This is a genomic window from Lentzea sp. NPDC051213 (assembly GCF_044455585.1).
GTDB lineage: Bacteria > Actinomycetota > Actinomycetes > Mycobacteriales > Pseudonocardiaceae > Lentzea.
This window is the reverse complement of record NZ_JBITEX010000007.1, coordinates 509,445-522,683: the sequence shown is the minus strand read 5'-3', so window position 1 is coordinate 522,683 and position 13,239 is coordinate 509,445. Positions and strand designations below refer to the sequence as shown.

At 70.3% G+C, this 13,239-nt stretch carries 11 protein-coding genes; 5 read left to right on the top strand and 6 right to left on the bottom strand.

Annotated elements, in window-relative coordinates:
* Positions 1-41 precede the first annotated feature (41 nt).
* On the bottom strand, positions 42-1,229 hold the full coding sequence (locus ACIA8G_RS31115; RefSeq protein WP_396422239.1) for a trans-sulfuration enzyme family protein: 1,188 nt from the start codon (positions 1,227-1,229) through the stop codon (positions 42-44).
* A 74-nt stretch (positions 1,230-1,303) separates the two neighbouring features.
* Here ACIA8G_RS31115 and ACIA8G_RS31110 point away from each other — a divergent pair, with 74 nt between their 5' ends.
* Entirely contained in the window at positions 1,304-1,744 is a 441-nt protein-coding gene (locus ACIA8G_RS31110; protein ID WP_396422238.1) for an Lrp/AsnC family transcriptional regulator, read from the top strand.
* 2 nt (positions 1,745-1,746) lie between these two features.
* Here ACIA8G_RS31110 and ACIA8G_RS31105 read toward each other — a convergent pair whose 3' ends face one another.
* From ACIA8G_RS31105 to ACIA8G_RS31095, 3 genes are read right to left on the bottom strand one after another with little or no spacing between them, the layout of a single operon-like run.
* On the bottom strand, positions 1,747-4,146 hold the full coding sequence (locus ACIA8G_RS31105) for a BREX system ATP-binding domain-containing protein (RefSeq protein ID WP_396422237.1): 2,400 nt from the start codon (positions 4,144-4,146) through the stop codon (positions 1,747-1,749).
* 53 nt (positions 4,147-4,199) lie between these two features.
* Positions 4,200-4,508, bottom strand: coding sequence for an AzlD domain-containing protein (locus ACIA8G_RS31100; RefSeq protein ID WP_396422236.1), 309 nt, complete (start codon positions 4,506-4,508; stop codon positions 4,200-4,202).
* Positions 4,487-5,185, bottom strand: coding sequence for an AzlC family ABC transporter permease (locus tag ACIA8G_RS31095; RefSeq protein ID WP_396422235.1), 699 nt, complete (start codon positions 5,183-5,185; stop codon positions 4,487-4,489). The genes ACIA8G_RS31100 and ACIA8G_RS31095 overlap by 22 nt, the downstream gene beginning before the upstream one ends.
* Before the next feature lie 57 nt (positions 5,186-5,242).
* Between ACIA8G_RS31095 and ACIA8G_RS31090 the strand changes: the two genes are divergently transcribed.
* Together ACIA8G_RS31090 and ACIA8G_RS31085 are read left to right on the top strand one after the other, a co-directional pair.
* The gene (locus tag ACIA8G_RS31090; RefSeq protein WP_396422234.1) at positions 5,243-5,797 is read left to right on the top strand and encodes a helix-turn-helix domain-containing protein; all 555 of its coding nucleotides are present in this window, start codon (positions 5,243-5,245) and stop codon (positions 5,795-5,797) included.
* Between the two features lie 207 nt (positions 5,798-6,004).
* The gene (locus ACIA8G_RS31085) at positions 6,005-6,436 is read left to right on the top strand and encodes a hypothetical protein (protein ID WP_396422233.1); all 432 of its coding nucleotides are present in this window, start codon (positions 6,005-6,007) and stop codon (positions 6,434-6,436) included.
* Between the two features lie 55 nt (positions 6,437-6,491).
* Here the strand turns inward: ACIA8G_RS31085 and ACIA8G_RS31080 are convergent, their stop codons facing one another.
* Both ACIA8G_RS31080 and ACIA8G_RS31075 read right to left on the bottom strand, forming a co-directional pair.
* Positions 6,492-7,790, bottom strand: coding sequence for an FG-GAP repeat domain-containing protein (locus ACIA8G_RS31080; protein ID WP_396422232.1), 1,299 nt, complete (start codon positions 7,788-7,790; stop codon positions 6,492-6,494).
* A 125-nt stretch (positions 7,791-7,915) separates the two neighbouring features.
* Entirely contained in the window at positions 7,916-9,676 is a 1,761-nt protein-coding gene (locus ACIA8G_RS31075; protein ID WP_396422231.1) for an alpha/beta hydrolase, read from the bottom strand.
* A gap of 210 nt (positions 9,677-9,886) precedes the next feature.
* Between ACIA8G_RS31075 and ACIA8G_RS31070 the strand changes: the two genes are divergently transcribed.
* Together ACIA8G_RS31070 and helR are read left to right on the top strand one after the other, a co-directional pair.
* Entirely contained in the window at positions 9,887-10,837 is a 951-nt protein-coding gene (locus tag ACIA8G_RS31070; RefSeq protein ID WP_396422230.1) for a LuxR C-terminal-related transcriptional regulator, read from the top strand.
* A gap of 138 nt (positions 10,838-10,975) precedes the next feature.
* Entirely contained in the window at positions 10,976-13,150 is a 2,175-nt protein-coding gene (helR, locus tag ACIA8G_RS31065) for an RNA polymerase recycling motor ATPase HelR (protein ID WP_396422229.1), read from the top strand.
* Positions 13,151-13,239 lie beyond the last annotated feature (89 nt).

Below are 13,239 nucleotides of genomic sequence, written 5' to 3'. Positions count from 1 at the left end.
GTCGGAACCTCCCGCGCCCCGACGCGCTGATTCGGGGGACCTTAGCGAGTGGCGGTCATCACCAAGTAATCACCTGGGGAAGGCTTAACGTAAGCGACGTCACACAGCGCTGCGTTCAGGTCGGACCAAATGTCCTCGACGTGCTCCAATCCCACGGAAATGCGCAGCAAATTCTCCGGAACGCCCGATGCGCGCAGTTCTTCACCGGGGACCAGGCGATGGGTGAGCGCCCACGGGTGCTCGATGAGGGTGTCGACCGAACCCAGCGACACGGCCGGCGTGATCAGCCGAAGCCGGCGCACGATCGCCGTCGGATCGCCGTGCACGCCGAACGCGATCATCGCGCCGGTCCCCCGCATCTGCAGCGACGCGGACGGGTAGCGCACGAACTCGATCGCGTCGTGCGAGGCGAGCCGCGAGGCCAGCACCGCGGCCGACCGGGAGGCCGCCTCCACGCGCAGCGGCAGCGTGGCCAGCCCGCGGTGCAGCAGGTAGCCGCCCAGCGGGTGGAGCACGGCGCCGGTGATGATGCGGACCTGCCGCAACGCCGCTGCCAGGGCGTCCGAGCAGGCCACGACGCCGCCGAGGACGTCACCGTGCCCGCCGAGGTACTTGGTGCCGGAGTGCAGCACGTAGGAGGCGCCGTGCAGCGCCGGGTTCTGCAGGATCGGCGTCGCGAAGGTGTTGTCCACCATCACCGGCACCGAGCCGGCCTGGCGCACGACGTGCTCGATGTCGACCAGGTCCAGGTTCGGGTTGGCCGGGGTCTCGACGACGATCAGCCCGGTGTCCGGCCGGATCGCGGAGGACACCAGGCCTGCTTCGACGTACGTGACGGAGACGCCCAGGAGCCCGGACGACAGCAGGTGGTCCGTGCCGCCGTAGAGCGGTCGCACGGCCACGACGTGCGGCTTTGCCGCCAGCACGCACGCGGCCTGGATCACCGCGGTCACCGCCGCCATGCCGCTGCCGAACGCGACCGCGGCCTCGGTGTGCTCCAAGCCGGCAAGCGCCTCTTCGAACCGCGCCACGGTCGGGTTGTGCAGCCGCGCGTACACGGGCGAGGAGGCCCGTGCCGCGCCCGTCGCCCACTCACCCAGCGCTTCGCCGCCGAGCGCCTGGTCAGGCACGGGGTAGGTGGTGGACAGGTCGATCGGAGGTGCGTGTACGCCCAGCTCCGCGAGGTCGCCGCGGCCGCCGTGCACTGCGATGGTCTCGATGCGCGTCATGGCCCGAATAGTGGAGACTTCCTCGGCAGGGCGGGTGAACTACCGCAGCCGATTCGACAGAATGGAGAAGAGCCGTGCTGGATTCGATCGACGAGGCGATCGTGCGGGAGTTGCGGAAGGACGCTCGGTTGCAGAACAAGGACCTGGCCGAACGCGTGAACGTCGCGCAGTCCACCGCGGTGGTCCGGCACCGGGCGTTGCGGGAGCGCGGGGTGATCACCGGGTACCACGCGGAGGTGGACCCCAACGCGATCGGACAGCACGTACAGGCGATGCTCGCGGTGAAGATCCGGCCGCACACCAAGGAGATCGTCGACCCGTTCATGGCTTACGTGCTGAGCCTGCCGGAAACTCTCGCGCTCTCGCACGTGACGGGTCCCGAGGATTTCCTGGTGCACGTCGCGGTTTCGGACGTGGCCCACTTGCAACGACTCGTGCTGGACAAGTTCACGAGTCGCCGCGAAGTGACCGAAGTGCACACGAACCTTTTGTTCTCGCATGTCCGAAAGCACTGAATTCAGCTGGCGAGCCTGAGCGCGGGCGCGAGCTGGTCGCGGCCGTCAATGCCGAGCTTGCGATAAACCTTGGTCAGGTGGATCTCGACGGTCCGCAGCTGTACGAACAGCGCCGCCGCGATCTCGCGGTTCATCTTGCCCTCGGCCGCCAACGCAGCGACCCGGCGCTCGGACTCGGTGAGCCCGGCCGGTCCGGCGGCCAGTTCCTGGCGGATCTCCTCGGCCAGGTCCTCGACGCCGCAGTCGTCGGCCAGGTCCACCGCGACCCGCAGTTCGGCGCGCGCCGGCTTGACCCGTCCGGCCAGGTGCAGCGCCCGGCCCAGCGCGAAGTGGCTGCGCGCCCGTTCCAGCACGGCACCGGTCGAGGCCAGCAGCCCGACCGATTCTTCAAGCAGCGCAATGCCTTCCACGCCGAGCAGCACACCCTGCTCCCGCAACGACGCCGCCAACGGCAGCACCGCGCCGCACGCGCGCGCCAGCCGTTCCTCAGCAGCGAGGTGGTCTCCTCCGAGGGGCAGCCGCCACGACGTCCTGTCACAACCGCGCGCACGCAACCGTTCGCCGCAGTCCAGGAGGTCGCGCACACCGTCCTTGCGTCGCTCGGCCGCGATCCGCACCCGGCCGCGCGCGGCCAGCAATGCGGGCGCGCCGAACAGGTCCGGCACCTCGCCGGGCACCGCGTCGAACACCGCGCCGGCCACGTCGACGTCGCCCATCTCCAGCAGTGCCAACGCGAGTTCGGTCAGCGCCGCGAAGATCGGGGTGGACGCCCGTGCCGCGCCGCAGCTCTCCAGCAACGCCAGAGCCTCGCGGGCATCGGACTCCGCCGCCGCCAGCCGCCCGAGATCCCGCAGGCAGGCGGACCGCACCGTGAGAGCCGACGCGATGCACGGCCGGTGCTGCCACCTCCGCGCCAACGTCAGCGCACGGTCCGCACGCGCGTACGCGGCAGCCAGCTCGCCACGCAGCCGCATCCGGCCGATGGCGCGCAGGTAGGGGGCGAACGCCGACGGCGTCGCCGGAGCGACGTCCGGGTCGCCCGTGCACTCCGGCTCGAACTCCGGCTCCTCCCCCAGCAACTCCAGCAGTCCCGGCAGCGCGGGGTGCGCGGGATCGGCCTCGCCCAGGTGGTCCACCGCCGCCGGAACATCCACATAGGACTCGACCTCGCCGAGCTCCGCCAGCAGCTCACCGGAACCCGGCTCGTGCAGCGCACGGCGCAGGTAGCGGACGGCGTCGGCGACCCGGTTGCGGGCACGGGCCCGCCCCGCCGCCGACACCAGCACCTCGGTCGCCCACTCCTCGCCGAGCGGGCGGGTCTCGACCAGGTGCTCGGCCACCGCCTCCGCCGACGCACCGGTCTCGGTCAGCAACCGGGCCGCGGCGTTGTGCAGGTCCTGACGTTCGGTGATGGTCAGCTCTTCACGAAGGGTGTTGCGCACCAACGGATGCACCAGGGCACCGTCGGACGAGAGCAAGCCCATCCGGTGCAACGCGGCGATGGTGCCCGCGAGCTCGCACGGTTCGGTGCCGATCAGTTCGGCGACGCGCGGCAGCGTGACCTCACCACCCAGCACAGCGAGCGCGTGCAGCGCGTCGGGAGCGTGCGGGGCGAGGCGGCGCAGGCGGACGTTGACGGTCGGCAGCAACGCCGGTGCGGTGAGTCCTCCGATGCGATCGGAGTACGCGCGGATGAGATTCAGCAGCAGCAACGGGTTGCCGCCCGCCTCGGCCCGGCAGAGCGTGACGAAGTCGTCGCCGACCTGCTGGCCCAGCTCGTGCTCGATCAACGCGCGAGACGCGACGAACGACAGCTCGTCGAGCCGGATCTCGCAAGCGCTCGCGGCGAGCAGTTCCTCCAGCGTCTGCGGCCCCGCGCACACCTCGCCCGCGCCGACCCCGGCCAGCGCGAAGACCGGCAGGTGCTCGATGCGGTGCGACAGGGTGCTCAGCCACTGCAACGACGGCTGGTCGGCCCACTGCGCGTCGTCGACGACGATGGCGACCGGACGTTCGGCGGCCATCCGCGCCAGCGCGCGGTGCAGGACGTGCAGCTCGGGCAGCGTCACCGGGCCGGGTTCGGCGAGCGAGTCGGTCTGGCCCAGCGCGGCCGCGATGCGCGGCAGGTGCTGGACCTCCTCGCTCGGCTGCACACACACGAACAGACGGCTCACAACGCCGAACGGCAGCTCACGTTCGAGATAACTGCCACGCGCCGCGAGCACCGTGAATCCGTGCTCAGCGGCCAGCTCGCGTGCGGCGGTGAGCAGTGCCGTCTTGCCGGCCCCCAGTCCCCCGGTGGCCACCACGAGGTGCCCGTCGCCGCGCGCCGCCGCCGTCAGCGCGCCCGCCAGCTGAGTCGTCTCCCGGTCCCGCCCGACCAGTCCAGGTTTCGCAGCCATGCCTACATCTGAAACCCGTCGCCCATCAGCCCCCTATCGCGGAGGCATCACCCCTATGCCACCCCTACGAGCCTCAAGCCCGCCGTCGTGGCCGCAGCCAGCACGATCACCGCGACGAACGGCAGTTTGCGCCACGCCGCGAGACCACCGACCAGCACGCCGATCGCCAGCGCCCAGCCGCCGAACTGCCTGCCGTTCGTCAGCGCCGAGATCGCGACCAGCGCGAACAACAGCACCGTCGCGGAAGCCGACAGCAGCTCGCGGACCTTCTCCGGCAGCGTGACGCGATCCCTCAGCAACGGTCCCGCGATCCGGATCGCGAAGGTGCCGGCGGCGAGGATCAGGACTGCGGTGATGGGCACGGCTCCTCCTTCTTAGCGGTCTTGAACACGACCAGCCCGCCCAGCGCGAGCAGCACCGGCACGCCCGCGGGCAGGAACGGCGTGGTCGCGAGCGCGATCGCCGCACCGACGAGCGCCGCGTTGCGGGTCGCCGCGCCCTTCAGGGCGGGCAGCGTGAGCGCGAGCAGTGCCGCCGGGAACGCCGCGTCCAGGCCGAACGTCATCGTGTCGCCGATGGCCTGCCCCACGAGCGCACCGACGAGCACGCCCGTGTTCCAGGAGACGAAGATCGACACGCCGCACGCCCAGTAAGCCGCCCGCGCTCTCGCGGGGTCCTTCTGGGCCATCGCGAAGGCAGTCGACTCGTCGATCAGCAGGTGGCTGCCGACGATCCGCGCCAGCCACCCGTTGCCGAGCACGTCCCCCACCGCGAGGCCGAACGGCAGGTGCCGCGCGTTGAGCACCAGCCCGGCCAGCACCGCAGCGGCAGGGCCGCCACCTGCGGCGACAATGCCCACAGCCATGAACTGCGAGCCGCCCGCGAAGATCACCACCGACATCAGCACCGGCATCCACCACGGCAGGCCGGAGCCGACCGAGATCGCGCCGAAGGAGGCACCGGTGACCGCGGCACCAAGTGCGACTGCGGTGACGTCACGCAGAAGCACAGCATCAAGGGTTCGCCATATCGAACGCATCACCCACTACGATGAACACCTGAACGGGTGTTCGTCAAGCCGAACGGATGGACTTCTGTGTCGAACGCACCACTCGACCTCATCGCGGCCAACCTCCGCCGCGAACGCGACCGCGCCGGCGTGTCGCTGTCCGAGCTGGCCAAGAAGGCGGGCATCGCGAAGTCGACGCTCTCCCAGCTCGAGTCCGGCAGCGGCAACCCGAGCGTGGAGACCCTGTGGGCACTGGGCGTGGCGCTGGGCGTCCCGTTCAGCAGGCTCGTCGAACCGGCGGTGCCGCGCGTGCAGGTCATCCGCGCCGGCGAGGGCCCGGTCATCCACTCCGAGCGCGCGCACTACTCCGCCACGCTGCTGGCCGCGTGCCGTCCGGGCACCAAGCACGACATCTACTGGCTGGCCCTGGAACCGGGCGGCGCGCGCGAGTCCGAGCCGCACGTGCCGGGCAGCGTCGAGCACATGATCGTGGCGTCCGGGCGGTGTCTGGCCGGGCTGGCCGAGGATCCGGTCGAGCTCGGGCCCGGGGACTACATCGTCTATCCCGGGGATCTGCCGCACGTGTGCAAGGCGCTGGAGCCGGGGACGACCGCGATGATGGTCATGGAGCACACGTCGTGATCAGGCGTGCAGCTGACGGCCGCGGGCGCTGGCCGAGGCATCTACTACGCCATCGAACACCAAACGGTTCAGCGCGGATAAAATCCCGGTACACAATGGTGCGAAAAGGGCAATGTTCAACAACATCGTTGCCGCGCAACACAAGCCCTGGCTACGTTCGAATCGTGCGCACACCCCGGTCATGACGCTCGATTCGCGAGGTATTCCATGCCGAACACATTCACGCGCTCGATCAGCACGGCAGCGGCCATCGCGGCCGTGACCAGCGCATTCACCTTCGCCGCACCGGCGATCGCGGCACCGTCCGCCGATGCCTGCGCAGCACAGCTGGGCAGCGCCGGCATCCCACTCGGACAAGCCGCCTACGCGGCGCAATTCGGGGCGGAACAGGAGCCGATCAGGAACCACGAATTCATTTACCACGACCTGGCCACCGCGCGCACGTATCTGCAGGGCGGGCAATGCGACGGCTTCGCGAACGTGGTGAAGGCGGAGGTCGACTTCGCGCTCGGCCGCATCACCGCCGGTGAGACCTCACTGCGCGCCGGTGACTGGGCGAGCACCGCGACCGCGCTGACCGCAGCCGACAAGGCGGTCTACTCCGCCCGCAGCAAGGTGTGGAAGATCGCGCACCCGTAGATCACCGGTGTGCAAGTACCGCCAACCACGTGGTTGGCGGTACTTGCACACGCCCTCAGTGGTGGGCGGGCCGGAAGCCGGTCCACCCGGAACCCACCTGCACCGCGGTGGTCAGCGAACCGTCGCCCTCGCCGCCCCAGCGCCACAGCGTGTTGTCGCTGGACCGCACCGAAACGAGGTCGGCGCGCGCGTCGCCGTTCACGTCGAGCACGTTGATCGGGCCGAACCCGGTCCAGCCGGAGCCGACCTCGCGGCCGCTCGAGAAGGTGCCGTTTCCGTTGCCCTCCCAGAAGAACAGCTCGCCGCTCGCGTTCGTGGCCCACAGGTCGCCGTCGCCGTCACCGTCGGCGTCGCCGCCCGCGAACCTCGGGAACGACGCCCAGCCCTCGCCGATGAAGACGCGCTGCGAGAACTTGCCGGAGCCCTCGCCGGGGTACCAGTACAGGCGGCCGCCGTCGCGGCCCACGATGTCGGCCCTGTTGTCGCCGTTGACGTCCATCACCGCGAACCACTCCAGGGTCTGCCAGCCGCTGCCGCCGTTGGCGAGCTTGGTGAACGTGCCGCGGCCCGAGTTGTGCCAGTAGTGCAACGAACCATCGGCGTCCGTGGCGATGATGTCGGCGAAGCCGTCGGCGTTCGTGTCACCGACGCCGATGCGGTTGAACGCACCCCAGCCGGGGCCGACCTCGCTTGAGCCACCGAACTTTCCGGCCGACGTGCCGGGGTACAGGTGCATCGTGTTGTCGGGGCCGACGGCGAGCACGTCGTCGTAGCGGTCGCCGTTCACGCTCTCCGCGGACAGGCTGCGCGCGGCGGTCCACCAGGTGGTCTGCTTGCGCGCGCCGGCCCAGCTGAAGCTGAAGTGGATGTGGTCGGTGTGCGGGCTGTCACCGCTGTAGGACTGCCAGCCCTGGGACGACTCGTAGGCCTTCCAGATCTTGTGGTCCCAGATCATGTACATGATGCCGAGACGGCGGGCCAGCGCGTGCTTGTTGCCGTGCTGGTCGGTGGCGAGCAGCCAGTTGATGACCTCCTGAGCCTCTGCGGCCTGCGTGGAGTTGTTGGCGTTGAACGGGTAGTCGAGCGCGCGGCCTTCCTTGTGCTCGCTCTGGCCGCCGACGCCGCATGCCCGCGTCATGCCGAGGTCGGCGCGTCCGTACTCGGCCTTGAGGACGTCTCTGAACCCGATCACGCCCGGTTTGGCGTCCGGGTCGCAGGTCGTCTGGCCGACGTAGGTCGCGTACTTGTCGATGGCCGCGCCGAACGCCGGCTTCGGCAGCGCGGCCTGAGCGGCCGGTTGCAGCGCGACCAGGCACATCACTGCGGCGCCGAGCGCCACGAGAATCCGCTTCACGGTTGGTCTCCCCTGTCGTGTGGACGAGCAGAGCCTCAAGCGGCGGGCTACAAGGCACCTACACGCGCTCCACACGCGGGAAGAGACGCCGGGGAGGGCTGACCTCCCCGGCGCCCCGCGGGGTGTCAGCCGAGGATCTTCTCGATCTCGTCCCGCACCCGCTGGTCGACGAGCACCGCGCGGGTAGAACGCGGCGTCGTCTTGTCGTCCACCGGTCCGGCGACCGGGTGCACCGTTGTCTCGAACGGGAGCGGCAGGCTCGCGCACACCGTCCGGGCCGCCGGAGCGGTGCCGTCGAGCAGGTAGGCGTTCACCACGTCGTCCACGCAGGAGTTGCCGCGCAGGCCGTAGAGACCGTGGGTGCCGTTGTCCTGCACCGAGACCAGCCGGGCGTCACGGAACTGTGCGGTGTTGCGGCCGACGTTCTCGTACGCGGTGGCCGGGTCGAACTCCGACTGCACCATCACGATCGGCGAGAGGCTCCGCTGGTCGGGGTTGGGCAGCCGTTGCGCCGGCAGCGACCAGTGGGCGCAGACCTCCTGCGGGATCGAATAGCCGGCGAGCGGGTAGGAGGCGCTGAACTGCTTCTGGTACCCGGCCCACCACGACGGGCTGTGCCACTGGCCACCGTCACCGCACCTGACCGCGTAGAACACCCCGTTGAGCGTCACGGTCGGGCCCGTCGCCTCGCGGGCCGCGGCCAGTGCGGCTTCGACTCCCGGCTTGCCTGGACGCACGCCGGCCGGGTTCTGCAGCAACGCGGTGGCCTGCTCGGCGGAGACGGCCTGCGCCGGCAGGTTCGCGCTGACGTCGTTGATGTAGTCGATGAGGCAGAGCGTGACCGCGAGCGGCGACCAGTCCTTGTTGTCGACGATGCACGCCTTCAGCACGCCGACGTTCAGCGCGGCGTTGAAGAACCCGGCGTCGGTGTACAGCGAGGTGCGCACGAGACCGTCCAGGTTCGTGCCGGCGGACGGCATGCCCGTGTAGCGCAGGTAGGTGGCCCTCGCCTCCTCGTAGACCGCCTTCACCTGGTCGGCGCTCGTGCCGAGGTACTTGGCGAACAGGCTGCGGCTCGCCCATCCGGTGAACTGGTCGTCGAACCTGCGCTGGAACGCCATCGGCATCAGCTGCCACGCCGACGCCAGGTCGTCCATCCACGCCGTGTTGGAGTCCAGGACCACCTTGCCCGCGCCGGCGGGGAACAGCGCGGCGTACTTCGCGCCCAGCCAGGTCCCGTACGAGTAACCCACGTAGTTGAGCTTCTGCTCGCCGAGCAGGACCCGGATCAGGTCCATGTCGTGCGTGGTCTGCCAGGTGTTGACGTACGGCGTGAGCGGGTTGGCCGCGCAGCCGTCGGCGATGGCCTTCGTGGCGGCGGTGCGAGCGGCGGCGGCCGCGGTGGACAGGTCCCTGGTGTCGTAGGCGTTCGCGGCCACCAGCGGCTCCACGGCGACATCGCAGTTCAGCTGGGTGCTGCTGCCGACACCGCGCGGGTCCATGCCGATCACGTCGTACTGGGCGGCGAGCTTCGGCTGCGCCGTCGACAGCGACCACGGCAGGGCCAGGCCGGAGCCGCTGGGGCCGCCGGGGTTGGTGAACACGACGCCCTTGCGACCGGCGGGTTGCGTGGCCTTCGTGCGGCTGATCGCCACCTGCAACGTCTGGCCGTCGCCGGGGGTTCTCCAGTCGCGCGGCACGGTGATCTTCGCGCACTCGAGGCCCGGCAGACCGCAGGCCTGCCAGGTCAGCTGCTGCCCGGCGAACGGCGACGGCGCCGCCGCGGCCGGGTAGATCGTGTTGACCAGGCCGCCGGCCACCACGGCGGCGGTCAGGAGCGCCACCCGGCGAGGGCCGGTGCGACTGGCGCGCGAGAACGAACTCATCAGGGGGTTCTCCTTCGTGGGAACACCGCGGCCGAGCCGCGCGTGCGACGGGGAGCGACCGACTGGTTACGCGGACGTTCCCGCAGCTCAGGGGGTGTGCACGACCCCTTGCTCAACGCACCGGATCGTGACACGGTCGCGGTGGCGGCGGGAATACGAACAGCACTGCGGATATGCGCCGATGCGGGTTTGCGAACTGAGGATGCGGACGTGCTGGAGCCTTTCGAGCTGGATCCCCGCGAGGAGGCGGTGTACCTCGCGCTGGTGGACGCGGGCAGCCTCACCGCCGCCGAGCTCGCTTCGACGGCCGGCGAGGACGTGCCGGCCCGCCTGGAGTCGCTGGGCCTGATCGCCCGGCTGCCGGGTGACCAGTACTGCGCGATCGAACCCGGAATCGGGTTCGCGGCCATGGTCGCGCTGAGGGAGGAGCGAGTGCGCCGAGCCGAGGAGCAGGTGCGGCGGGCACGGGCCGCGGTGCAGCAGCTCGCGGAACGGTTCCGGCTGCGCGGCGTCCGGCACCCCCTGGACCTCATCGACGTCGTCGTCGGGCCGCAGGAGGTGCGGCGACGCGCCTACCAGCTGGAACGAGCCGCGCGCACGCAGCTGCGCGGGATCGACATGCCTCCGTACCTGATGACGGAGAACGAGGCAGAGGCCGAGATGCTCAGCAAAGGCGTGCGGAACCGGTGGCTCTACGACCGCGAGGTGCTCGACCTTCCCGGCAAGGTCGAGTACCTGGCCGCGATGCGGGAGTCCGGCGAGGAGTCGCGGGTTATCACCGGCGCGCCGTTCAAGCTCCTGATCGCCGACGACGACCAGGCGATGATCGCGCTCACCGACTACTCGAGCGGTACAGCGAGCGCGTTGGTGGTCGGACCCTCGATCCTGCTCGACGGTCTGTCGCGCATGTTCGAGGGCATGTGGCGCTACGCCGTGGCACTGCGCCCCTCCGACCCGGAGCCCGGCGCCGACCTGCCGTCGGAGTCCGAGAGCTGGCTGCTGACGATGCTGGCCTCCGGTGCGACCGACAAGACGATCGCACGCCGGATGGGGATCGGTCTGCGCACAGTGCAGAAACGCGTGCAGCAGCTGATGGAACGGCTGGAGGTCGACACGCGCTTCCAGGCCGGTGTGAGCGCCAAGGCGCGCGGGTGGCTGTGAAGGGCATGAAAAAGGGAGCGGATCTCCGCTCCCTTTTACCCACTTAACCGTATAGCAGACAGGGGGCCTTGCCACAAGGCCCCGTGCATCGTTCACACTCATCGCCTCATGCCAGAACACAGGCGCACTGGGGAGCACGTGGGGTACGAAGAAGAACTGCAGTCCGAGCGTGAATACGTTGCCGACCTCTACGGGCGGCTCGATGCCGAGCGTGCGCGCGTGAAGGCGGCGTACCAGGTCGCACTGGGCGGCACCGGCGAGACCGTCATGGAACGGGACAACGAGGTGCGGGCCCGGCATCGCGAGATGAAGCGGCTCAACGTGGCCGACAACGGGCTGTGCTTCGGCCGGTTGGACAGCGTCGACGGTGACGTGTCCTACATCGGCCGGATCGGCCTGTTCGACGAGGAGAACGAGTTCGAGCCGGCCCTGCTCGACTGGCGGGCACCGGCCGCGCGGCCGTTCTACACCGCCACCGGCGCCAACCCGGAGGACATGAGCAGGCGCCGCCAGTTCCACACCCGCCGCCGGGCGGTGGCGGGCTTCACCGACGAGGTGTTCGGCCGCATCGGCGAGGAACGCGGTGACGTGGCGCTGCTTGCGGCGTTGAACGCGCCGCGCGGCGAGGGCATGCGCGACATCGTCGCGACCATCCAGTCCGAACAGGACGCGATCATCCGGCTCGACCACCCCGGCGTGGTGGTGATCGAGGGCGGCCCCGGCACCGGCAAGACCGTGGTGGCGCTGCACCGCGTCGCGTACCTGATGTACACGCAACGCGAACGCATGGAACGGCACGGCGTGCTCGTCGTCGGCCCGAACCCGGCGTTCCTCAACCACATCGGCCGCGTGCTGCCGTCGCTCGGTGAGTCCGATGTGGTCTTCACGACCGCGGGCGGCCTCCTGCCGGGCCTCACCGTCACGGCGGAGGACTCACCGCAGGTCGCGCGGATCAAGGGTTCGCGGGCGATGGTGGACGTGCTGACGGCCGCGGTCGCGGACCGGCAGCGGCTGCCGCAGGAGTCGATCCCGATCACGATGAAGGACGTCGTGGTGGAGATCAACGCCGAGACCGCGGAGTGGGCCCGGCAGGAGGCGCGCGACAGCGGCCAGCCGCACAACGAGGCCCGCAAGGTGTTCGTCGAGATCATCACCTACGTCCTGACCGAACGGGCGATCGGCCGGATCGGCAAGGGCTGGCTGTCCCGGTCGGATCGGCGCGGGTGGGAGGACATGCGGTCCGGCCTGATCAAGGACCTCGCCGACGACGAGAAGTTCACGCTGGCGCTCGACGAGCTGTGGCCCGTGCTGACGCCGGAGTGGCTGCTGGGCTCGCTGTACTCGTCACCGGAGCGGCTGAGGTCGGCCGGTGCCGATCCGGCGCTGTACCGGGCGCAGGGCGAGGCGTGGACGGTGTCGGACGTGCCGTTGCTCGACGAGCTGCACGACCTGGTGGGCCGCGACAAGCGGGCCGAGGACGCGGCCGAGGCCGCCGCCACCGCGGCCAGGCAGGCCGAGACCCGCTACGCCGCCGAGGTCCTGGAGAGCCTCGTCGGCCGCCAGGACCACATGGACGACGAGGACCACCTGTTCGCCACGGACATGATGTTCGCGGAGGACCTGTCGGAGCGGTTCGAGGAGCACGACACCCGCACGCTCGTCGAACGCGCGCTGGCCGACCGGAGCTGGACCTACCGGCACGTGGTGGTCGACGAGGCCCAGGAACTGTCCGAAATGGACTGGCGAGTGCTGATGCGCCGCTGCCCCGGCCGTTCCTTCACCGTCGTCGGCGACCTCGCCCAGCGCCGCGCACCCGCGGGTGCCACGTCGTGGGGCGAGATGCTGGACCCGTACGTGCCCGGCCGCTGGGAGTACCGGTCGCTGACGGTGAACTACCGCACCCCGGCGGAGATCATGGCCGTCGCGGCGAAGGTGCTCGCCGAGTTCGCGCCGGACGTGCAGGCGCCGGAATCGGTGCGCGCCAACGGTGTCCAGCCGTGGTCGCGGCAGGTGACCGAGGACGAGCTGGCCGCCGCCATCGAGGAGTTCGAACTGGCCGAGGCCCGGCTGGACGGCACGAGCGTCGTCATCGGGCCGCCCGGCGTGCCCGGCACGGTGCCCGCCTCGGCGACGAAGGGCCTGGAGTACGACTCCGTGCTCGTCGTTGCGCCGGAACGGATTCTGGCGGACGGACCGCGCGGCGCGGCCGAGCTGTACGTCGCGCTCACCCGGGCCACGCAACGGCTCGGCGTGCTGCACCACGAGCCGCTGCCGGCGGCGTTGTCCGATCTCGCTGAGACGGTGCGCACATGACCCGTTGAGCGGTCCGGGAAAGTCCCGGGCCGCCCTAGGATGGGCGGAAGTCTGGGGGGACTGCTCGCGTCGGCCAGACGATCACATCC

What these genes read in the sequence shown, in the direction of transcription:
- ACIA8G_RS31115 (WP_396422239.1), bottom strand. Translation starts at nt 1,229, where the DNA reads ATGACGCGCATCGAGACCATCGCAGTGCACGGCGGCCGCGGCGACCTC.
- ACIA8G_RS31105 (WP_396422237.1), bottom strand. Translation starts at nt 4,146, where the DNA reads ATGGCTGCGAAACCTGGACTGGTCGGGCGGGACCGGGAGACGACTCAG.
- ACIA8G_RS31095 (WP_396422235.1), bottom strand. Translation starts at nt 5,185, where the DNA reads ATGCGTTCGATATGGCGAACCCTTGATGCTGTGCTTCTGCGTGACGTC.
- ACIA8G_RS31085 (WP_396422233.1), top strand. Translation starts at nt 6,005, where the DNA reads ATGCCGAACACATTCACGCGCTCGATCAGCACGGCAGCGGCCATCGCG.
- ACIA8G_RS31075 (WP_396422231.1), bottom strand. Translation starts at nt 9,676, where the DNA reads ATGAGTTCGTTCTCGCGCGCCAGTCGCACCGGCCCTCGCCGGGTGGCG.